General features: G+C 63.4%; 17 protein-coding genes. 4 read left to right on the top strand and 13 right to left on the bottom strand.

Features of this window, described 5'->3' with window-relative positions:
• The first annotated feature begins 146 nt into the window (after positions 1–146).
• Together LRX75_RS10995 and LRX75_RS10990 are read left to right on the top strand one after the other, a co-directional pair.
• Positions 147–1,295, top strand: a complete 1,149-nt coding sequence (locus LRX75_RS10995) for a Gfo/Idh/MocA family protein (protein WP_231814302.1) — start codon at positions 147–149, stop codon at positions 1,293–1,295.
• Positions 1,292–2,239, top strand: coding sequence for an alpha/beta hydrolase (locus LRX75_RS10990; protein WP_231814300.1), 948 nt, complete (start codon positions 1,292–1,294; stop codon positions 2,237–2,239). Before LRX75_RS10995 ends, LRX75_RS10990 begins: the two co-directional genes overlap by 4 nt.
• A gap of 3 nt (positions 2,240–2,242) precedes the next feature.
• Here the strand turns inward: LRX75_RS10990 and LRX75_RS10985 are convergent, their stop codons facing one another.
• The 6 genes from LRX75_RS10985 to LRX75_RS10960 form a co-directional block, all read right to left on the bottom strand.
• Positions 2,243–3,277, bottom strand: coding sequence for a LacI family DNA-binding transcriptional regulator (locus LRX75_RS10985; RefSeq protein ID WP_231814298.1), 1,035 nt, complete (start codon positions 3,275–3,277; stop codon positions 2,243–2,245).
• Between the two features lie 168 nt (positions 3,278–3,445).
• Positions 3,446–4,609 carry an ABC transporter ATP-binding protein gene (locus LRX75_RS10980; RefSeq protein ID WP_231814296.1) on the bottom strand — a complete coding sequence of 388 codons (1,164 nt, stop codon included), beginning with the start codon at positions 4,607–4,609 and terminating at the stop codon, positions 3,446–3,448.
• Between the two features lie 71 nt (positions 4,610–4,680).
• The gene (locus LRX75_RS10975; protein WP_231814294.1) at positions 4,681–5,706 is read right to left on the bottom strand and encodes a Gfo/Idh/MocA family protein; all 1,026 of its coding nucleotides are present in this window, start codon (positions 5,704–5,706) and stop codon (positions 4,681–4,683) included.
• Between the two features lie 28 nt (positions 5,707–5,734).
• Positions 5,735–6,568 (bottom strand): carbohydrate ABC transporter permease, encoded by an 834-nt coding sequence (locus LRX75_RS10970; protein WP_231814292.1) that lies wholly within the window; start codon positions 6,566–6,568, stop codon positions 5,735–5,737.
• 1 nt (position 6,569) lies between these two features.
• On the bottom strand, positions 6,570–7,499 hold the full coding sequence (locus tag LRX75_RS10965) for a carbohydrate ABC transporter permease (protein ID WP_231814291.1): 930 nt from the start codon (positions 7,497–7,499) through the stop codon (positions 6,570–6,572).
• 75 nt (positions 7,500–7,574) lie between these two features.
• On the bottom strand, positions 7,575–9,038 hold the full coding sequence (locus tag LRX75_RS10960; protein ID WP_231814289.1) for an ABC transporter substrate-binding protein: 1,464 nt from the start codon (positions 9,036–9,038) through the stop codon (positions 7,575–7,577).
• Between the two features lie 403 nt (positions 9,039–9,441).
• Here LRX75_RS10960 and LRX75_RS10955 point away from each other — a divergent pair, with 403 nt between their 5' ends.
• The gene (locus LRX75_RS10955) at positions 9,442–10,614 is read left to right on the top strand and encodes an ROK family transcriptional regulator (protein ID WP_231814525.1); all 1,173 of its coding nucleotides are present in this window, start codon (positions 9,442–9,444) and stop codon (positions 10,612–10,614) included.
• Positions 10,615–10,670: 56 nt separating this feature from the next.
• On the opposite strand, the gene LRX75_RS10950 is transcribed toward LRX75_RS10955, so the two are convergent.
• The 7 genes from LRX75_RS10950 to LRX75_RS10920 all read right to left on the bottom strand — a co-directional run bounded on the left by LRX75_RS10950 (position 10,671) and on the right by LRX75_RS10920 (position 17,791).
• Positions 10,671–11,492: a carbohydrate ABC transporter permease gene (locus LRX75_RS10950; RefSeq protein WP_231814287.1), complete on the bottom strand. Its 822-nt coding sequence runs from the start codon at positions 11,490–11,492 to the stop codon at positions 10,671–10,673.
• A gap of 3 nt (positions 11,493–11,495) precedes the next feature.
• Entirely contained in the window at positions 11,496–12,365 is an 870-nt protein-coding gene (locus LRX75_RS10945) for a carbohydrate ABC transporter permease (RefSeq protein WP_231814285.1), read from the bottom strand.
• 55 nt (positions 12,366–12,420) lie between these two features.
• The gene (locus LRX75_RS10940; RefSeq protein ID WP_231814283.1) at positions 12,421–13,752 is read right to left on the bottom strand and encodes an extracellular solute-binding protein; all 1,332 of its coding nucleotides are present in this window, start codon (positions 13,750–13,752) and stop codon (positions 12,421–12,423) included.
• A gap of 36 nt (positions 13,753–13,788) precedes the next feature.
• The gene (locus LRX75_RS10935) at positions 13,789–15,345 is read right to left on the bottom strand and encodes a putative N-acetylmannosamine-6-phosphate 2-epimerase (RefSeq protein ID WP_231814282.1); all 1,557 of its coding nucleotides are present in this window, start codon (positions 15,343–15,345) and stop codon (positions 13,789–13,791) included.
• Positions 15,346–15,413: 68 nt separating this feature from the next.
• The gene (locus tag LRX75_RS10930; protein WP_231814281.1) at positions 15,414–16,160 is read right to left on the bottom strand and encodes a GntR family transcriptional regulator; all 747 of its coding nucleotides are present in this window, start codon (positions 16,158–16,160) and stop codon (positions 15,414–15,416) included.
• Positions 16,161–16,414: 254 nt separating this feature from the next.
• Entirely contained in the window at positions 16,415–16,825 is a 411-nt protein-coding gene (locus LRX75_RS10925; protein ID WP_231814279.1) for a carboxymuconolactone decarboxylase family protein, read from the bottom strand.
• 522 nt (positions 16,826–17,347) lie between these two features.
• Positions 17,348–17,791 carry a winged helix-turn-helix transcriptional regulator gene (locus LRX75_RS10920; protein ID WP_231814278.1) on the bottom strand — a complete coding sequence of 148 codons (444 nt, stop codon included), beginning with the start codon at positions 17,789–17,791 and terminating at the stop codon, positions 17,348–17,350.
• A 109-nt stretch (positions 17,792–17,900) separates the two neighbouring features.
• Here LRX75_RS10920 and LRX75_RS10915 point away from each other — a divergent pair, with 109 nt between their 5' ends.
• Positions 17,901–19,235 (top strand): MFS transporter, encoded by a 1,335-nt coding sequence (locus tag LRX75_RS10915; RefSeq protein WP_231814276.1) that lies wholly within the window; start codon positions 17,901–17,903, stop codon positions 19,233–19,235.
• Positions 19,236–19,237: the final 2 nt, after the last annotated feature.

The raw sequence follows: 19,237 nt of genomic DNA, 5'->3' as shown, positions 1-19,237 counted from the left end.
CGAGAGGACGGGAGGCCGTCGTGATTTTGATGAATGTCACCGTTGCCTCCCAGATTGGTTGGTTGTACGTAAGATAAAATCTTATCGCACGTCAACATATTTGTCTGCGTGTTTTCGACCACACGGCTCAAGAGCAGGTTCCGCACATGACGAACACATCAAGGCAACCTCTTCGGATCGGCATCGTGGGATGCGGCAACATCTCGATGGCTTACCTGCGCAACGCGCCGCTGTTCCGCGACGTCGCGATTGTCGCTTGCGCCGATGTCAATCCGCAGGCAGCCGACCAGCGTGCCGCACAGTTCGGCCTGCGCGCGAGCAGCGTGGATGCCCTGATGGCGGCGGCCGATGTCGATCTCGTGCTCAACCTCACCATTCCCGCCGCGCATTTCGACATTTCGATGCAGGCTCTGGAGGCGCAGAAGCACGTCTTCACGGAAAAGCCCCTGGCTGTGACGGCAGAGCTCGGTCGCCGGCTTGTGCGGGATGCCGCGGCACGCGGGCTTCTGATCGGCTCGGCGCCCGATACGTTTCTCGGCGCGGCCGGGCGGCATGCCCGGCGATTGATGGAGGCCGGCGCGATCGGCCGGCCGGTGACCGGCACCGCCTTCATGATGGGGCGCGGCATGGAGCACTGGCATCCGGACCCCGGTTTCTATTATCAGCCCGGCGCCGGCCCGGTCATGGATATGGGTCCCTATTATCTGACAATGCTGGTCAACCTCATAGGCCCCGTCCGTCGGGTGCAGGCCGTGGCCACCAGCGGCCAGAAGGACCGGCTGATCACGGCGGACGGCCCGAAGAAGGGCACCCGCTTCTCCGTGGGCACACCGACGAGCGTTCTGTCTCTGCTCGAATTTCAAAACGGCACCACGGTCACCTTCGGTGCGTCCTGGGATGTTTTCCGACATTCCAACCATCCGATCGAACTGCACGGCACGGAGGGATCGCTCCGACTGCCGGATCCCGATACGTTCGGCGGCATGGTGGCCCTCTCCGCGCGGGGCGACGGCTGGAAGACGACGGATACCGCGACGCTTCCCTACGGCGCCGTCAACTGGCCCGTCGAGGCGCCAGACAGAGCAAACTATCGCATGCTCGGCCTCGCCGATCTCGCCCGCGCCATCACCGAAAAACGTCAGCCGCGTGCCTCGGGCGACCTTGCGCTGCATGTGCTGGAGATCATGGAGGGTATCTTGCGCGCGGGCGAAACCGGAAACGCTCAAGCGATCGAGGGGGTGCTGGACCAGCCGGCAGAACTGCGAGAAGATGAAGCCCGGAGCCTGCTCGCATGACCGGGCTCGATCGCTCCGCAAGGCGCGTCCTCGACATGGCAGCACGAGACGATGCGCCGCCGATCGAGACGCTGTCGCCGGAAGAGGCCCGCAGCGGCTTTCTCGAAGGCTTCGCCCGGCTGCAAAAGCCGCTCGAAGACGTCGCGGCGACGCAGGAACGCTTTCTCGGGCCGCTGCGTCTGCGGATCTGGCGCGGGCAGCGCGCACCGGTCGACCATGCGCCGGCCCTTCTCTACCTGCATGGCGGCGGATGGGTCATCGGGGCGCCGGAGAGCCATGAGGATATCTGCCGCATCCTTGCAAACCTGGCGGGCGCCGTCGTGGTCTCGCCCGACTACCGGCTCGCACCTGACCATCCTTATCCCGCAGCACTTGAGGATTGCGCCGCGGTGCTCGCCGACATGGCGGCGCACGGCGATCGCTACGGCATCGATCCCGGCCGCATCGCGGTCGGCGGAGACAGTGCCGGCGGAAATCTCGCGGCGGTTCTTGCACTGATGGCGCGGGACGGCACGCTGCCGCAGGTGACGGCGCAGATCCTGATCTACCCGGTGACGGACCAGCGGCAAACCTCCGACAGCTATGCCGCATACGCCACGGATTTCGGGCTCACCGCCGCCGGCATGGCCTGGTTCCGCGCGCACTACCTGCCGGAAGGCGTCGACAGGACGGACTGGCGCCTGTCTCCGCTGCTGGCCTCGTCGCTGCACGGTATCGCCCCGGCCTTCGTCGCCCTTGCCGGTCATGACGTGCTTTACGACGAGGGCGCCGCCTATGCCGAGCGCCTGAAAACGGAGGCGGAGGCGATCGTCAGGACATGGCCGGGCCAGATCCACGGCTTCGTCTCCATGGGCGGCATGATCCCGGAAGCGCTGGAAGCCCTGACGGCCGCCGCCGAAGCCTGGGAAAGGTTCGATGCGAAAGGCGGCGGGGCACGACGATAAGCTTCAGGCGGACTCCCGCATGACCAGCGTTGCCTCGAGAATGACCTTGTCGTCCTGCATCGGACGCCCCTCGTCCAGATCGTCGATCCGGCGAAGCAGGATTTCGACGCTCGTCGCGGCGATGGCGGCCGCGTTCTGCGCCATGGTCGTCAAGGGCGGGCACGTGTAACGGCTGAGCGGATGGTCGTCATGGCCGGCGATCCGCACATCGCAGCCCTCGCCCCGCCCGATCTTCAGCCCGGCCGCAAACGCCGCGGCCATCGCACCGAAGGCGAAGCGATCATTGGCGCAGAACAGCGTGCGGCCCGGAAGGCCGTCCCGCTTCAGGATCGTCTGCATCTGCTCGAAGCCCAGCCGTTCGAATTCCCAGGATGCCGGCGTTTCGCAGTCGATCACCAGCGGTTCATGCCCCTCCTTCAGCATCGTCGCCCGATAGCTCTCCTGCCGTTCGCCGGAGTTTTCGTTGACCTGCGGAATCTCCAGAAAGACCGGCGGCTCGCCCGAGCGACAGAGATACTGCACCATGGCCGCCACGCTCTGCGCATTGTCGTTGCCGACATAGGGCAAGTCGAAGCTCGCCGGACTGTCAAAGCAGACAACGGGAATCGTATCCGTCAGCCTTTGAAGCGTGGACGCCTGTGAGCCGGCACCGAGCGGGGCAACAATGGCTCCCGCGACCTTCAGTGCCAGCAGCGTGCGGATCGCCTCTTCTTCCAGATCGGGCCGTGTATGCGAGGAAATCTGGATGGGCCAGTACCCCCTGGCGCGAAGCTCCAACTCGATGAGAGTGACCACCTGCACATAGAAAGGGTCGGAGATCGTGGGAACCAGCACGCCGATATTGCGCGTGCGCTTGCGGTTCAGGTGTCGCGCAAAGAGGTTGGGCTCGAAGTTCGACTTCTTCAACGCCGCCTCGATCCGCTTGCGCGTGACCTCCTTGACGTTCGACGGATCGTGGAAATACTTCGATAGGGTCGGGCGCGAAACACCGCAGGCATTGGCGAATTCGTCCATGGACTTATAGCTTTTCTTCGCCATGCACGCGTCCTGCCTACCGCTTTTCACCCAAACCCACGTTCGACGTCAAATTCACACCGGGCGAGATTTTTACAAGCGAAAAGAAAAAAATTTGCAGGGAAATTTTCGGGAGACTTGGTCCTTTCCGAGTGAACCCCGGCTTTGCATGCCGTAAATGCCAATCGCTTTTCAGCAGATCGCGAGACCCGACAGCGGATCGAACCAATGGAGACTTTCCAGCTCGACCGTCAGTGGCAGGCGTTCTCGGGCGCGGGGTGTTTTGGATGGGGGAATGCGCGCGACGAGCCGGTTCTTGCCCTTGCTGCTGGGTGTCCCCGCTTCCTCGGCATCCGTCACATCGACCGGCGGCGACGGGATGTCGAAGAAGACAAAGGTATCCGCCCCGAGCGCTTCGGCGACCGGCACGACCTCGTTGAAGATCGCCTCCTCCGGAGTGCAGACCCGGAACATTTCGGGCCGGATACCCATGATCGCCTGACGTCCGGCAAAAGAGGACAAGGCGGCGTTGGCAGGCAGGACGATCTGCGTGCCCGTGCCGACGATGGTTGCCGTCAGCCCGGCGGCGCTGGTTGAGAGGTCGACACGGACGAAGTTCATGGCCGGCGAGCCGATGAAGCCGGCAACGAACAGGTTTGCCGGACGGTCATAGAGCATCTGCGGCGTGTCGATCTGCTGCAGGTTGCTTTCGGCCGCGCTGCTCACGGGCTTGAGCACGGCAACCCGGTCGCCCATGGTCATGGCTTCCACCTGGTCGTGCGTCACGTAAAGAGTCGTCACGTCGAGGCGCTCGTTCAGAAGCTTCAGCTCGCCACGCATCTGGACACGCAATTTCGCGTCGAGATTGGACAGCGGCTCGTCCATCAGAAAGGCCGAGGGGTGGCGAACGATCGCGCGCCCCATCGCAACGCGCTGCCGCTGGCCCCCAGAAAGGGCCCCCGGCTTGCGCTGAAGGTAGCGCGTAAGGTCCAGCATGTCCGCTGCTTCACGCACAAGCCGGTCGATCTCACCCTTCGGCATCTTTCGCTGTTGCAAGCCGAACGCCATGTTTTCGTAGACCGTCATATGCGGGTAGAGGGCGTAGTTCTGAAACACCATTGCGATATCGCGATCCTGCGGCTCGACATGGCTGACATCGCGGTCGTCCATGATCAGTCGTCCGCTGTTGAGCATCTCAAGGCCTGCGGCCATCCGCAGAAGCGTTGATTTTCCACAGCCGGACGGGCCGACGAGCACGACGAACTCGCCGTCCTCGATCGTAAAGCTCACATTGGAAACGGCGACCGTTCCATCCGGATATGTCTTTCCGACCCGGTCGAAGGCGAGCGATGCCATTGAGATGACTCCTTGCATGTCAAAGTTGGACCGCGCCCCGTAGACGATCAGGGCGGCGGTCTCGGGAAGGATCAGGCGATGTCGACGGCCTTGCCGCTGGCAGCGGACGCTTCGATCGCTGCGAGAACCTTGGTGTTGGCCAAGCCGTCCATCGCATCGGCCAGCAGCGGCGCATCGCGCACGACGGCATCGACAAAGCGACCGATGGACTCCAGAACGAAGCCGCCGATGCGGGTCTCGCCGGTCGGCGTCATGCCGATATAGTCTGAATAGCGCAGGCCGCCCTCGACCATCCGACGCAAGCCGCCATTGTGGGTCGGATCGGCCTGGATCTGGCCCTTGTCGCCCACCAGCTCCAGTTTGAAATCGACAAGCGACGGGTTGTCGCGCGAGAGAATCCAGCTGTTCTCCATCGTCACGACAGCGCCGCCCGCAAACTCGAGGATGCACAGATGGAAATCCCGCGTATCGACGCCGCCGGCTTTCAAGACGCCGTCGCGTGTCACGGCATAGACCCTGACGACTTCATCACTGAGGATGAAGCGGAGGACATCCACGAGATGGCTGCCGAGAAACCAGAGAGCGGAGGATTTTGCAGCCCAGCTCAGCATTTCGAATGGCACGAACGTGGTGTTCGAGAGGCGTGCCATACCATGGCGGGGCAACCCGATCTCGCCGGACTGCACCATCGTGCGGACCTGTGCCAGAATGGGGTTCACCCGGTTATGAAAATCGATCATCAGCTTGCCCTTGGAGGCGGCTGCAGCTTCCGCAATGTCCTCGGCCTCGCGAACGGTGGTCGCAAGTGGTTTCTCGCTCAAGACGTGTTTGTTTGCCTTCAGTGCGGCCAAAATGATCGGCGTATGGGTAAAATCGGGGGTCGCCACGGAAACGGCATCGATATCGTCACGTGCCACGAGTGCCCGATAGTCCGTCAGCGCGAAAGCCGCACCGGAGCTTTCCTTCATCTTCTGCGCCCGGCTTTCGTCGATATCGCAGACCGCAACGAGTTCGGTCTCGGGCAGCACGTTGAAGGTATGGGCGTGGTTGGTGCCCCAGAGGCCGGCGCCAATGACGCCCATTCTCAGTTTGGTCATGTCAGTTCTACTCCAAAAAGGTGGCCGATCAGCCTTTCACCGAACCAAAGGTGAGACCTCGAACCACGTAGCGGTCGAAAACGAGAAAGATGATCATCGGCGGGATCATCGCGACCACGGCAGCCGCGGCGATGTAGTTCCAGGTGACACCGCTGGTGGCGAAGTAGCCGAGCGTGCCCACGGGAAGCGTGGCCGTGGATCGTGCGCTGAGCACGAGGGGGAAGGCCGCGTTGTTCCAGGCGAAGACGAAGGCAAACATGGAGGTGACAATGATGCCGGGGCGCACGATCGGCAGCGTGATGCGCCACATGATCGTGTACCAGCGGGCGCCGTCCATTCGGGCCGCCTCTTCCAGTTCGGCCGGCACCTCGTCGATGAAGCTCTTCATCAGCCAGACTGAGAAGGGAATGGTCATGGTCTGCAGCACGAGCACCATGGAGAGGTAGGAGCCGGTGAGACCGATGCGGTTCATCAGCACGAAGTACGGAATGAGAAAGGCGATCGGCGGGGCCATCAGCAGACCGAGATACCAGAGCATGATGTTCTTCTTGCCCCGCAGCTTGAACCGCGACAGCGCATAGGCGGCAGGGATCGAGAAAGGCAGGTTGAGGAGCACGGCGCCAATGGCGACGACGAGGCTGTTGACGAGCTGCGGCGCGTTCGTGCCGGGATCGACGAGGATGTGGCGGAAGGCGTTGAGCGTCGGCGTGAAGGCGAACTGCGGCGGCATCGCGAAGGCGGTTTCCGGCGGGCGGAGCGCCAGCGCGATGAACCAGAGGATGGGCCCGATAAACACCGCGAGAAACAGAAGGCCCGCAGCATAGGTCAGGATCGTGTAAATGCTCGTCTTTGCTGAGGACATGTCACCACTCCTCGTTTCGGAAGGCGAAGAAGACGTAGAGGGCGACGATGATGTTGACGATCAGGACCGTGATCCACGTCATGGCGCTGACGAGCCCGATGTTGAAGTTGATCAAGCCCTGCTCGTAAAGCGAGTAGCCGAGCGTGCGTGTCGAGGTGCCCGGGCCGCCACGTGTCAGCACCAGCACCGTGTCGAAGGTGTTGAAGAGTTGCATGAAGCGGAGCATCACGATGATGATGGCGGTTCGCTTAATCAGCGGCAGCTTGATCCGCATCAGAATCGTCCAGGCCGAAGCGCGATCGAGCCGTGCCGCCTCGATGATCTCCTCCGGCACCGAGAGAAGGCTCGCATAAAGGACGATCGCGAAGAAGGGGGTCCATTGCCAGATGTCGGCGAAGAGGACGGCGGCAAGCGCTGTCGAGGGCGAGCCAAGGAGGCCGACAGCCGGGATCGGAATGCCGATGGACGTCAGCACCCAGGTCAGGAGCCCCCCGCCGGGATCGTAGAGGTAGCGGAATAAAAAGCCCACGACGATGGGAGCGATCGTCGTGGGCAGAATGAGCAATGCCCGCACGACATTCATGCCGGGCAGTGCTCGAAGCAAGATGAGAGCGATCGAAAGGCCGAGCGCGAATTCTGCGGCCGTTCCCACAAAGGAGAGCAGCAGCGTGTTGGTGAGCGCTGCCCGGAAATCGAAGGCGTTGAGGGCCTGGACGTAATTGTCGAAGCCAACGAAGGCTTGTGGCTCAGGTCCGATCTGAAGGTTCCAGAAATAGAAGCTGGATCGCAGCGCAAACAGCAGCGGATAGGCAATCAGGACCAGCAGCATGATGACGGATGGCGCGATCAGCAGATAGGGCAGGTTTCGGCGAACGAAGCTTCGCCGGCCAGTTGCAGCGGCAACGGGTGCATGGACCATTATCGTCGTCATATCACCGTCCTGATTGAGAGTTCCCGAAACGCCTGCCCCGCCGACCAGCGCAGGCAGGCGCGGGCCGCGCGCACATCAGCTCTTCGCGAGCTTGCCGATCAGGGCTTTGGCACCGTCGAGCGTGTCATCGAAGCTTTCCTTCTGATAGGGGATCATGAAGTTGCCCTTCAGGATGCTCGCAAACAGGCTGTTCGTCCGCTCGAGCGCCGGCGCTGGCGCCTCCGTGCCGGTGAGGAGCTGGTTCAGCGTGAGACCGAACACGCTTTCGAGTGCCGTGTAACCGGGAACGGGCGGTCGCGTGATCTTGCCGTTGCCCTGCTTCATCATGCGATACTGTACGTCGAGATAGGGGTAGATCGCCTTCAGATCCTTGTCCTCGTAAAGGGAGGCGCGACCAAAATCGGAGAATTGGTAGTTGAGGTCCGGCCAAAGCGCCATCTTCTTCTGGGTCGCCTTGGAGGTCGCCCATTTGATGAAGGCATAGCCTGCCGCCTGTTTGACCGAACTGGCGGGCACACCGAGGCTCCAGCCGCCGACGCTGATGGTTTGCGCCACACCCTCGGCCTTCGGCAGAGCCGCGGTCGCGTAGACATCCATCACCGAGGACTTGCTGCCCGTCATGTAGCCCGAATTCTTGATCAGGTAGAAATACGGCGTCCACCAGTAGAACATGCCGATATCGCCCTTGGCGAACCGGGTACCGGCATCGAACCAGACGTAGTTGATCGCCTCTGGCGGCGACAGCCGGTAGAGCTCACGATAGACCTCGATCGAGGTCTCCCAGGCGGGACCCGAAAGCGTCGGCTCGAAATCCCAAGGCTTTGCCGGAAAGGACTTGAACCATGACGCGCCGTGGCTCGCCGAGATCTGGGTGAACATATGGACGATCGGCGACGGCTGCGAGCCGCAAACGACGGTGGGAAACACCGGCATATCCTTGAAGGACTTGCCTTCGAGCTTTTTCAGCGTGTCGATATAGGCCGTCCACGTCCAGGCATCCGAGGTATCCGTCGGTGGCGCGGCGATGCCCAGCGCCTCGAACATGTCTTTTCGATACATCACGCCTTGAGCGTAGGCCGCAACAGGCAGCGTCGCGATCTGCCCGCGCCACATATTGGAGGAATACAGGACCTCCGGGATAAAGTCGGCAAGATCGATATCCGCATCCTTGGCGATATGGTCGTTGAGGGAGATGATCCAGCCATTGTCGAGATACTGTCCGAGCCACATCTGATCGACGGCGATGACATCGGCGTCCGAGGTATTGGCGACGAAGGCAGAGACAAGGCGCGCCTGGAGGGCATCGTAGGAGAGGCTTTCCAACTCGACCTTGATGCCTGTCTCCTTTTCGAAATCAGGCAACATCGCCTTCATCGAAAAGAAGAAGGGGTCCTCCACGGAGAGCACGCGAACGCTGGTCACGTCCTGTGCCTGCGCCCGCGGCGCCGAGACGGCACCCAGGACACCCGAACAAACGGCTGCCGCCGAAACGCCCTTGAGCAGGTTCCGACGTGATAAGGCGATCGTATCCTTCTGCATGTCTCTCTCCACAGTTTGTCGCTGGCGCAAGCGGCGCATCTTTCGTGTTTCCTGCACGATGATGGCTTGCGTCGATGTTCCCGTTATCTGCCTGCACTTCTTCGAGGCAGTATGTTTGTACATCGCACAAACTTATGCTACGTGTCAATCGCGACGATGTGAGCCGAGAATTTTGTGCGCCGCCATGCATGGGTCTGCAGAGAAAAGGCGGAAGCGGTTTCCATCAACGACGCGCATGATAAGACGACACGAATGGCACGATGCTCCGGGTCCGTACCGATTGAACAGGAAAGATGCCGTGGTCTCTGATCTTCACAACAGGAACACCTTGAGCGGCCTGCGGGCGACGAAGTCGGACAGCGGCAGAACCGAACCTGGCGCCGAGGGCGCGTCATCGACCGCCATGATGCTGGTTTCCCCGTCGGATATTGGTGCCATCAACCGGGGCCGCATTCTCCAGGCGCTCTACGACAACGGTCCGACGAGCCGGGCCGATCTTGCGCGCAAGGCTGGCGTCAACAGGACGACCGTGACCGGCATCGTCCAGCCGATGATCGAGGAAAAGCTTCTGGTCGAAGGCAAGGCCGCACGTCCGGCCGTCCAGGGCGGAAAACCCGCGCGGCCTCTGTTCTTCAACCGCGATGCGCCGATGCTCGCTGCCGTTCTTCTGCTTCCCGGCAGAATCCAGACCTGTCTTGTCACCCTGACGGGCGAAATCTCCGCGCTCGAAAAGGCGACCTTCGATGTGAACGGCGACGTCGAGGCCTTCAAACGGATTCTCACGGAAACGCTGGCGCGGTCGCTCGAACAAGCGGCGCAGCCGCCGTTCGGCATTGGCATCGCTGCCGGCGGCATGATCGACAGCGACAGGGGCGTGATCGTGACCGTCAGTCTGGCACCCGTCCTGACGGGTCTTCCGATCACCGACATTCTGGGCACACATTTCGGCTTGCCCGTCGTCATCGACCACCATCCCCGCGCGCTTCTGGTCGGCGACCGATGGTTCGGGCCAGGGCGCGGACAACAGAATTTCGCCGCCATCTACACCGGCGAGGTTCTCGGCGGCGCCTATTACATCAACGGCCAGGTCTATCGCGGTCTTGCCGGGTCCGGTGGCGAACTCGGGCACACCGTCGTTCAGCTCGACGGACATGCCTGCAATTGCGGCAAGCAAGGCTGCTGGGAAACGATCGCCACCCTCTCCTGGCTGAGACGCGAAGCGGAGAGGCTCGGTCTGGACAGGCCCGACACGGTGACAAGCGCACGTCTGGTCGCCGAGGCCGAAGGCGGCGGGTCGCGCGCCGAAAGCCTGCTCGACCGCTACGCCCGCAACATCGCCGTCGGCATCGCCAACCTGCAGCAGACGCTGTCGCTCAATTTCTACATCCTGCACGGTGACGCCGCGACCGGTGGGGCAGGTCTGTCGAGCGCCATCGAACGCCATGTGCGCAGCTTCGTCCTCACACGTCCCAACCAGGACATCACCATCGTCAGCAACGGCCTCGGCGAAGGCCATACCGCCTTGCGAGGGGCGGCCGGGCTCGTGGTTTCAGAACATCTGAAGCTGAAGATTTAAACGGCGCCCCGCGCGGGATGCGCCTATCCGTCGCGTTGGAACGATGCAGATCCACGCTACCCTTTGACCGCGCCCGCCATCATCGAGCCGGAAATCTGACGGTACATGACCAGTCCGAGGAGAACGGGTGGCAAGGCACCAAGGACCATGACGGCAGAGGCTGTTCCCCACTGAACGCCGCCACCGCTGGCCGCGAAGAAGAACGACGCGCCGACGGTTGCAGGAACGGCTCGGCTGGTGGTCAGCATCAAACCGAAGAGAAATTCGTTCCACGCCGTGATGAACCCGAAAATGAAGGTCGTCACGAGCGCTGGGCGGACGACGGGACGAACGATCCGTGTCATGATCTGCCAGGAACTGGCACCGTCCATCCTCGCCGCCTCGTCAAGCTCAAGCGGAACGTCGGAAATGGCATCAACGAGGATCACGAGCGCCAGCGGTATGTTGACGATGGTGAGGATCAGCCCGAGGCCGAGCTGGGTGTCGAGCAGTCCAAGCCACTGATACATCATGTAGAGCGGGATCGCGAAGATGATCAGCGGTACGGCGCGCAGGTTGATGACAATCGGCAGGAGCGTCCGCCGTCCGACATCGCTTTTGGCAATCGCATAGGCAGCGGGAAACGCGAGCAGGATGGCCAGGCCCGTCCCGATCAATGCGGCGACGGTGCTGTTCCACAGATAGGCATAGATATTGAACCGGTCCGTCTGCGTGAGGATCCGCAGATAGTTCTCGATCGTCGGCTGGCCGATCCAGAGGCCGGGATTGACCGACAGTTCGCGCGCGCTTTTGAACGACGTGACGAGTGTGACGATGATGGGAAAATTCATCGCGAGAACGGCAATGACAAAGACGATCCAGCGCAAGGTTTTCATCATGGTCTATCTCCTGCGCCGCTGGCTGGCCAGCCAGTTCAGCATGGAAAGGACGGCGAGCGAGGCCAGAAACAGCACCACGGATGCAGCCACGGCCTTGCCGATCGCCCCTTGCTTGAAGAAGGCCTGGTAGATGTAGATCGATAACGACATCGTCGAGCCGCCAGCGCCGCTGCCGGTCAGGGCGTAGACATTGTCGAACACGCGAAAGCCGTCGATAAACCGGATGAAGACGGCGATGACGAGCGTCGGCAGCATCAGAGGCAGTTCGATGAGCCAGAGCACCTTCCAGCCCGAAGCGCCGTCGAGAGCGGCGGCCTCGCGGATATCGTTGGGTACGGCGACATAGGCCATGTAGAACAGCAGGAAGGCGAATGGCGTCCATTGCAGGATTTCGACGACACTCAGCGTCCAGAAGGCATTGTTGATGTCGAGAAAGGCCGGGCTGTCGCCGAACCATTCGAAGAGATAGTGGGGCACCGGCCCCGCAAACTCATGCAGCACCAGCCGGTACATCAGGCCGACCATCGCCGGCGCCACCATCAATGGCAACATCAACGGCGCCATCAGCACGGGACGCTTCGTCAGAAGGGGGGCGAGGAATACCGCCAGGAACAGGCCGAGCAGGCATTCCGCAATGGCCGTCAGCAGGCCGAAGCGGAGAGAGAAGGATGTTGCCCGCCAGAAATCCCTATCTGCAAGCACGGCGAGATAGTTGCCAAAACCGCTGATCGTCGGCGCGCGCAACGTCTCGAACGTCACCGTGGAGACGGAGTAGACCAGATTGATGATGGCGGGGAAGCCGAGGAACAGCAGGAGAAAGCCGACCAGCGGCGTCAGAAAGCCAAGTCCCTCGGAGCGTCGTACAATGGTCATGTCGATCCATGGACGGCCCGGGCGTCGCGATGACAGCGCCGCCCGGGGGATGCCGTCACTTCTTGAGGAGGGTCTGCATTCCGGACGTGGTGTTTGCCAACGCCTCGTCGAGGCTTTGCTGACCGGCCCAGTAACCGGTGAACTCCTTTGCCTGAAGCTCATAGATCGAAAGCGCGTTCGCCGAGGTCGCGCCGTTCATGACGTAACCGTATTTGCTGGCGAACGCGCCCAGCTTGACGAGATCGGGACGTGCCTCCGCAACCTTGGCGACCACCTCCGGCACGAGCGCGGGAGAACCGCCACTGCGGGCATAGGCGAGGGCTGCCTCTTCCGTCGCCAGCCATTTCAGGAACCGGGTGGCACCCTCCTTGTTTTTGGCATTCTTGTTCAGGCCGAGACCAAGGCCGTGAATATGGTCGGCACGGCCGTTCGGCCCTGCGGGTGGCGCGACGATGCCGGTGACCCCGGCCACGGCCGGAGAGATCTCCGGGTTCATCAGATCGGCGGCGGCAGCATTCCATTGCAGGGCGGTTGCCGCCTGGCCGGAACTGAAGGCCGCATTCGTTTCCGGATATTCGTAGCTGAGCGAGTCCTTCGGCGATGCGCCGGCGTCGTAGAGCGTCTTGTAGAGTTCGAGCCCGGTCCGGTAGGCCTTGCTGTCGACCGTCACGTTCCCGTCCTTGTCTGTCCAGTCGCCCCCATAGGCGCGCGGCAGGGACTGGAACACCATCATGTTGAACAGCAGGTTCTTCATCTGAAGCACGGTGCCGTAGCGCACCGGGCTTTCGGAATTGACCTGCTTGGAGAAATAGAGAGAGGTTGCCGCCCAGTCGTCCCAGGTCCAGCTATCGGGGTCTTTCGGTTGCAGTGCCTTGCCGAGAAACTGCTGGGACAGCTCGGCATATTTTTTCTTGCCCGCCTCGTCCTGCATCAGGGCGTCCATCAGGTCCTTGCGGTAGTACATGAAGTGCAGAGACAGATCGGTCGGCACACCATATTGCTTGCCGTCGAACTGCATCGTCTTCAGCACGGCATCGCCGAACGTCTTTTCGGCCTCGCTGCCGAGATCGATCGGCTCCATGTAGGGGGCATAGCGCCCGATCGAGTAGGTTGCGACGAGGTTGATGTCGAAAGCGGTCGAGCCCGCAGCCATGTCGGCCTGCAGCTTGTCGTAGAAACCCTCGCGGTTGAAGAACAGCAGCTCCACCTTGTCGGCATCTGCCACGCCGGACGTGCCGTTATAGGTTTCGACTGCAGCGCGCAGGGCTGTTTCCTCCGATCCGCCCGGCCAGCCGAGCACCGTTACCGTTGCGTTCGAGGTGGTGGGCAGCGCGACGCTCGCGAGAAGCATGGCAAGCGCCGATAGGCATGTTCTGTTCGATGTCATCTACGTTCCCTTTGTTATCGTTGATGGAAGTTCCTGTCAGGTCTGTCTCTGAGACGTCTCCGCCGCAAGGTTTGCGACGCCGACGACGCCCGCCCGACTGCCGAGCAGCGCCGGCACCAGCCGGGGCGTCACGCGGGCATCCATCCCGTCGAAGGCACGGCGCATGCGCTCGATATAGCCACCGGCAAGCCCGATGCCGCCGCCAATCACGATCAAGCCGGGGTCCAGCATCATCTGGATATCCCGGCAGAGCGTTGCGGCGCGGAAAGCGGATTGCGCGACGATCTCATTCGCCCAGGGCGCCCCCTCCCCTGCCGATGTGAAGATCTCTGCCGCCGTTGCCTCATGGCCGAGCCTTGCGGCCTCTGCAGCCATCCACCGGCCCGAGGTCAGGTCCTCCAGCGGCGATTGACCGGCAGACGGACCGCGGATGAGCCCGAAATGGCCGGCAAGTCCGGCAAGCGGCCGGCCGTTGATCACGATGCCGCCGCCAATGCCGGTCGAGATCGTGAGAAACACCAGGTTGCCGTGCCCGTCGCGCGACGGTGACGCAGCCCCGGCGCCGAACCTGAACTCTCCCCAGGCCGCCGCCTGCGCATCGTTGATGGCAAGGACCGGCACACCGAACAGGGCCGCCGCCCGGCCGAGAAGCGGATATCGATGGGGAATGTTCAATGTTGCGGCATTCAAAGCCGACCAGTGTCCATCCTCGATGAAGCCGGTAACCGCGATACCGACGCGCGCGTAACGCCCCGCCCAGGAGCGTGTGGCCTCCGCGATGCCCGCAAGCCATGTGTCCGGGCCGTCCTGCCGTCGCGTGGGAACCGTGATGTCTTCGACCACATCGCCTTCGACGACCAAAGCCGCCATCGTCTTTGTGCCGCCGATGTCGATGGCAAGCACCGCGTTTTCGCCATCGGGCCTGCTCCGGTAGGCGGACGTGACAGCGTCATGGAACCAGGCCGTGACATGCTCCGTCCGGGTGATGGCGGAACCGACGACCACGGCATGGGCCCCTGCCCGTGCCGCCGCCGCCGCCTGTTCGGTCGTGCGGATGCGCCCTTCCGCAATCACGAAGGGGGTCAGCCTGCGCATGGCCGCAATCAGGTCGAGATCGGGATCGACCGGCTCCGGGCCGCCGACATAGCCCGACAGTGTTGTGCCGACGAAATCGGCGCCGGCGGCCAGCGCCCGTCTTGCATCCGCGAGGCTCGCGCAATCCGCCATCGTCAGCTTGCCCCGCGCCTTGACGGCCTGCACGAGTGCCTCCACGGAGGACGGACGGGGACGGTCGGTCGCGTCGAAAGCGACGATGTCGGCACCCGCGGCCATCAGCGCTTCCGCATCTGCGACAAAGGGCGTGATGCGGACGGCACTATCGGCCAGGTCGCGCTTGACGATCCCGATGATCGGAACGGCGACCGCCGCCCGGACGGCCGCGACATAGGCCACGGACTCGATCCGCAAGGCCCGGGCGCCGGCATCGATGGCAGCTTTCGCAAAGCCGACCACAAAGTCGGCCGTGTCCGTCGGGCCATCGGGCACCGGCTGGCAGGAGACGATGAGGCTGTTCTTCAGATCTTCGGCGAACACACGCGACACTCCGGTTCGGCATCACGATAATCGGAAAAGACCAGATGGCAACCAGCCATAAACTGGTATTATCTCTGCAGTTCGAACACGAAGTCGTAGACCTCGCCCTTGTAGCGGGTCTCGCAAAACTCGACGATCTGACCGTCGGCCAGGAAGCACCGGCGCTCCGTCATCAGCAGCGGCGCGCCCACCTCGCAGTGAAGGTGTACGGCATCCTGCGCGGATGCACCGCGCGAGCGCATGCGTTGAACGGCGCGTTGCGGCAGGAAGCCACGGGCTTCCAGCGTCTCGTACAGCGACGCGCCGACCATGTCGCCCGAGGGAATGAAGCGAACGGGAACCGTCGAGGTCTCCACCGCGATTGCGACGTCGTCAGCCGTCCTGATGCGCTTCATGCGCAGGATCTGGCTGTTGCCCGCAACGCCCAGCGCCATCATCTCGGCGGGTGACGGGCGGCCTATCTCCTTGGAAAGCCATATGCAGCCGGGCACCAGGCCCCGTGCGACAATGTCCTCGGAGAAGCTGGTCAGGGTCGAGAGGGATTTCTCGACGCGCGATCCGATTTCCGTCCGGAACCCGTGACGGCGATTGAGCAGCCGTTCCTCCTCCAGAAGCGCGAGCGCCTTGCGGACCGTCACGCGGGACAGCGACAGGGCGTCCGCGAGCGTCCGCTCGCCCGGCAGGAGAGCGCCGGCCTTGACCGTATTTGCGCGGATGACGGTTTCGATCGCCGTCTTCAGCCGCTTGTAGAGCGGCTGTCCTTGAGGCGCAGCCTGCAGTTCTCTCCCGATCGACCCGAGCAAATCCTCGCCCATCCTGTTCCCTTACCTTGCGCACATGACCGATACCTGGCCTCAAAAAATTTTCTGGAGCTATACTGGTATTAGAATGATGCGACAATGTCGTATCTCGTCGCGCGCCCGTATCCGTGCTGCAAGCATAGTCACGCCGGATTTTGAAGGCGACAAGGCTCGTCAAGCAAACGGTTCGGCAGCAAAACGAGTGCTGAGGGAGACCCCGTGCGCTTTGGCCTTGCGTTCGTTGCCCCCGCCGAAACACCCCACCGGGATCACCCGGTCACGTCGAATGCGGGGTCGACGGGGATGCCGAGGGCGGTGACGAGGCGGTTGGTTTGGGATGCCATGCCGATGACGGCGAGGAGATCGCCATATTGCGCCTCCGTCATGCCCTTGGCGCGCGCCGCCGCGGTGTGGGAGTGGATGCAGTAGCTGCAGCCGCTGGCGACCGACACGGCGATGTAGATGAACTCCTTCGTCAGCGGATCGAGCGCCGAGGGGGCAACCATCACCGCTTTCAGGCTGTTCCAGGTCCGCTCCAGCGTGGCCGGATCGTTGGCGAGCCCGCGCCAGAAATTGTTGATGACATCCGAGCCGCGCACGGCGCGGATATCCGCAAACACGGCCTGCACCCGCGGGTCCGCTTCGGCCTCGGCATCCGTTAAGAGTTTTACCGTCGCCATGTCACCCTCCTCCTGTGTTCCTCAAAGTCCGGGCCCCTGCCCGGCGGCGGCTCTCGCCGTCCCTCTGAAAAAAGGGCCGCAGGGTGACCCGCGGCCTTGAGGCGTGAAGGATGAACCTCCAGAGGGGAACGGCTGGCTGCGATCGATCCGGGAGGGGGATGGGAGGGCAACCGGCCGGGAACAGAATGACCTGTTCTCGTCCGGCGTTCAAAGACGCCAGACGCCGTCGGACCGGGCGGATGGGACATATGCATCTCATTCCCGGCCTCCCCGCGCGATATCGTTCCAGAGGGGCGCGCGCCTAGAGCAGCAGAAACGCCCTGAGGTCGTTGACATCGGTGCCGGTCGGGCCGGTTTCGAACAGGTCGCCGGAGAGCGAGAAGGCCGACCGGGCGTCGTGTGCCGCCGGAGATGAGCGTGATCACGGGATCGTCCGGCATCCGGCGGCGACCGGGCCGTGGATGCGACGACGCCGCTGTCTGGCGGAAACCGCGAGGGACTGCAAACCTTGGTGCAGCGGCGTCAGATCTTCTCCACACGGGTTTCGCTCCACGCCAGACGCCGCCCGTCCTGCGCGCGCAATTCCAGCCGGGCGACGGGTGCGCCCGTTTCGGCGTCCACCAGCGCGGATATCGCATCGTCCGGACGATAGAGATGCGCTTCGCCCCACTGGCGCAGCGCGACGATGACGAGGAACAGGCCGCACCCCTTCTCCGTCAGGACATATTCCCGGTAGGCGCTGCCGTCCGAGGCCGGGGCCGTCTCCAGGATGCCGCGGTCCGTCAGATCCCGCAACCGCGTGGCCAGCATCCCCCGGGCGATACCGAGCCCCGTCTGAAACGCGCCGAACCGGCGCACGCCATCGAAGGCATCGCGGATGATGAGCAGGGACCACCAGTCGCCGATGACATCCAGCGCGCGCGCGACCGGGCACCCGGCATCCCACAGGCTGACCCGCTTGACCATGATCGTCGCTCTCCCATCCGTTCGTTCCGGTCCTAAACTAGAACTGGATTTGGCGACCGGCAAGTGGTCTTGATATGAGACCGGATCATCGTTGACGAAAGGGACTTCCATGCAGCGCGCAGACGACGGCGGCACGCGGACGGAAACGCAAGGCCTGTCCCGCAACACGACGCTGATCTTCGCCGCAGCGGCCGGCCTCAGCGTCGCCAACATCTACTATGCCCAACCCCTGCTCGATGCGATGGCGCGGGATTTCGCCATGTCGCCGTCCGCGATCGGTCTCGTCGTCACGCTCACCCAGATCGGCTATGCGCTGGGACTGATCTTTCTGGTGCCGCTCGGCGATCTGATCGACCGCCGCCGCCTGATCCTCGCGCAGGGCATGCTGTCGGTCGCGGCGCTGGTGGCCCTGGCAACGGCGCGGACAGAGGCGATCCTGTTTGCCAGCCTCGCGGCGATGGGTCTTCTGGCCGTCGTCGTGCAGGTGCTGGTGGCGTTCGCCGCGACGCTGGCGACGCCTGCCGAACGCGGAAAGGCGGTCGGCAGGGTGACGAGCGGCGTGGTCATCGGCATCCTTGCCGCGCGCTTCATCGCTGGCGCGCTCGCCGATCTCGGCGGCTGGCGCGCGGTCTATCTCACCTCCGCCGTTCTGACGACGGCGATGCTGGGCCTGTTGATGCGGGTCCTCCCCCGCCGGTCGTCGCCGGACAGCACCGACAGCTACGCCGCCACGCTCCGCTCGATGCCGCGCCTGTTCCTGCGCGACCGGATCGTGCTGGTTCGCGGCCTTCTGGCCTTCCTGATCTTCGCGACGTTCAGCACCTTCTGGACAGCCCTGGTGCTGCCGCTCAGCACGCCGCCCTTCTCCTATTCCCATACGCAGATCGGCCTGTTCGGCCTCGTCGGCATGGCAGGGGCGGCAGCGGCGACCGGCGCCGGCCGGCTCTCGGACCGCGGTCTGGGGGCCTGGACCACCGGCCTGTCGCTCGCGCTGTTGCTGGCGTCCTGGGCGCTCATCGCACGGCTTCAGACCTCCCTGCCCCTGTTCCTCGCGGGCGTCGTCCTGCTCGATCTCTGCGTGCAGGCCGTTCACGTGACGAACCAGAGCGTCCTTCTCGCGCGCCATCCGCAGGCCAGCAGCCGCATCGTCGGGGGCTATATGGTGTTCTACGCGATCGGCAGTGCGGTCGGCGCCATCACGTCCACGATCGCCTATGCCCAGGGGGGATGGCGCGGGGTGTCGATGCTGGGCGCCGGCTACAGCGCCACCGGCCTCCTCGTCTGGGGGACGGCGACGGCCCTGTCCGTCGGCCGGACGGGCGCGAAAACACGGGCGCAACCGGCTTGCCGGGCCCGTCCGTGGCGCCGCGTTCCTCGCCGGCGCGACGCCCCTCCCGGAGGAGGCCGCAGGCCGGCTCGTGTGGATCGGCGACGGTGTCATTGACA

The organism is Rhizobium quercicola (assembly GCF_021168455.1).
Classification (GTDB): Bacteria; Pseudomonadota; Alphaproteobacteria; order Rhizobiales; family Rhizobiaceae; genus Ferranicluibacter; species Ferranicluibacter quercicola.
The sequence above is the reverse complement of the archived record's forward strand: the minus strand, read 5'-3'. Positions and strand labels throughout refer to the sequence as shown.

What these genes read in the sequence shown, in the direction of transcription:
- LRX75_RS10990 (WP_231814300.1), top strand. Translation starts at nt 1,292, where the DNA reads ATGACCGGGCTCGATCGCTCCGCAAGGCGCGTCCTCGACATGGCAGCA.
- LRX75_RS10920 (WP_231814278.1), bottom strand. Translation starts at nt 17,791, where the DNA reads ATGGTCAAGCGGGTCAGCCTGTGGGATGCCGGGTGCCCGGTCGCGCGC.
- LRX75_RS10960 (WP_231814289.1), bottom strand. Translation starts at nt 9,038, where the DNA reads ATGCAGAAGGATACGATCGCCTTATCACGTCGGAACCTGCTCAAGGGC.
- LRX75_RS10970 (WP_231814292.1), bottom strand. Translation starts at nt 6,568, where the DNA reads ATGTCCTCAGCAAAGACGAGCATTTACACGATCCTGACCTATGCTGCG.
- LRX75_RS10925 (WP_231814279.1), bottom strand. Translation starts at nt 16,825, where the DNA reads ATGGCGACGGTAAAACTCTTAACGGATGCCGAGGCCGAAGCGGACCCG.
- LRX75_RS10930 (WP_231814281.1), bottom strand. Translation starts at nt 16,160, where the DNA reads ATGGGCGAGGATTTGCTCGGGTCGATCGGGAGAGAACTGCAGGCTGCG.
- LRX75_RS10940 (WP_231814283.1), bottom strand. Translation starts at nt 13,752, where the DNA reads ATGACATCGAACAGAACATGCCTATCGGCGCTTGCCATGCTTCTCGCG.
- LRX75_RS10995 (WP_231814302.1), top strand. Translation starts at nt 147, where the DNA reads ATGACGAACACATCAAGGCAACCTCTTCGGATCGGCATCGTGGGATGC.
- LRX75_RS10955 (WP_231814525.1), top strand. Translation starts at nt 9,442, where the DNA reads ATGATGCTGGTTTCCCCGTCGGATATTGGTGCCATCAACCGGGGCCGC.
- LRX75_RS10945 (WP_231814285.1), bottom strand. Translation starts at nt 12,365, where the DNA reads ATGACCATTGTACGACGCTCCGAGGGACTTGGCTTTCTGACGCCGCTG.
- LRX75_RS10985 (WP_231814298.1), bottom strand. Translation starts at nt 3,277, where the DNA reads ATGGCGAAGAAAAGCTATAAGTCCATGGACGAATTCGCCAATGCCTGC.
- LRX75_RS10975 (WP_231814294.1), bottom strand. Translation starts at nt 5,706, where the DNA reads ATGACCAAACTGAGAATGGGCGTCATTGGCGCCGGCCTCTGGGGCACC.
- LRX75_RS10980 (WP_231814296.1), bottom strand. Translation starts at nt 4,609, where the DNA reads ATGGCATCGCTCGCCTTCGACCGGGTCGGAAAGACATATCCGGATGGA.
- LRX75_RS10950 (WP_231814287.1), bottom strand. Translation starts at nt 11,492, where the DNA reads ATGATGAAAACCTTGCGCTGGATCGTCTTTGTCATTGCCGTTCTCGCG.
- LRX75_RS10965 (WP_231814291.1), bottom strand. Translation starts at nt 7,499, where the DNA reads ATGACGACGATAATGGTCCATGCACCCGTTGCCGCTGCAACTGGCCGG.
- LRX75_RS10915 (WP_231814276.1), top strand. Translation starts at nt 17,901, where the DNA reads ATGCAGCGCGCAGACGACGGCGGCACGCGGACGGAAACGCAAGGCCTG.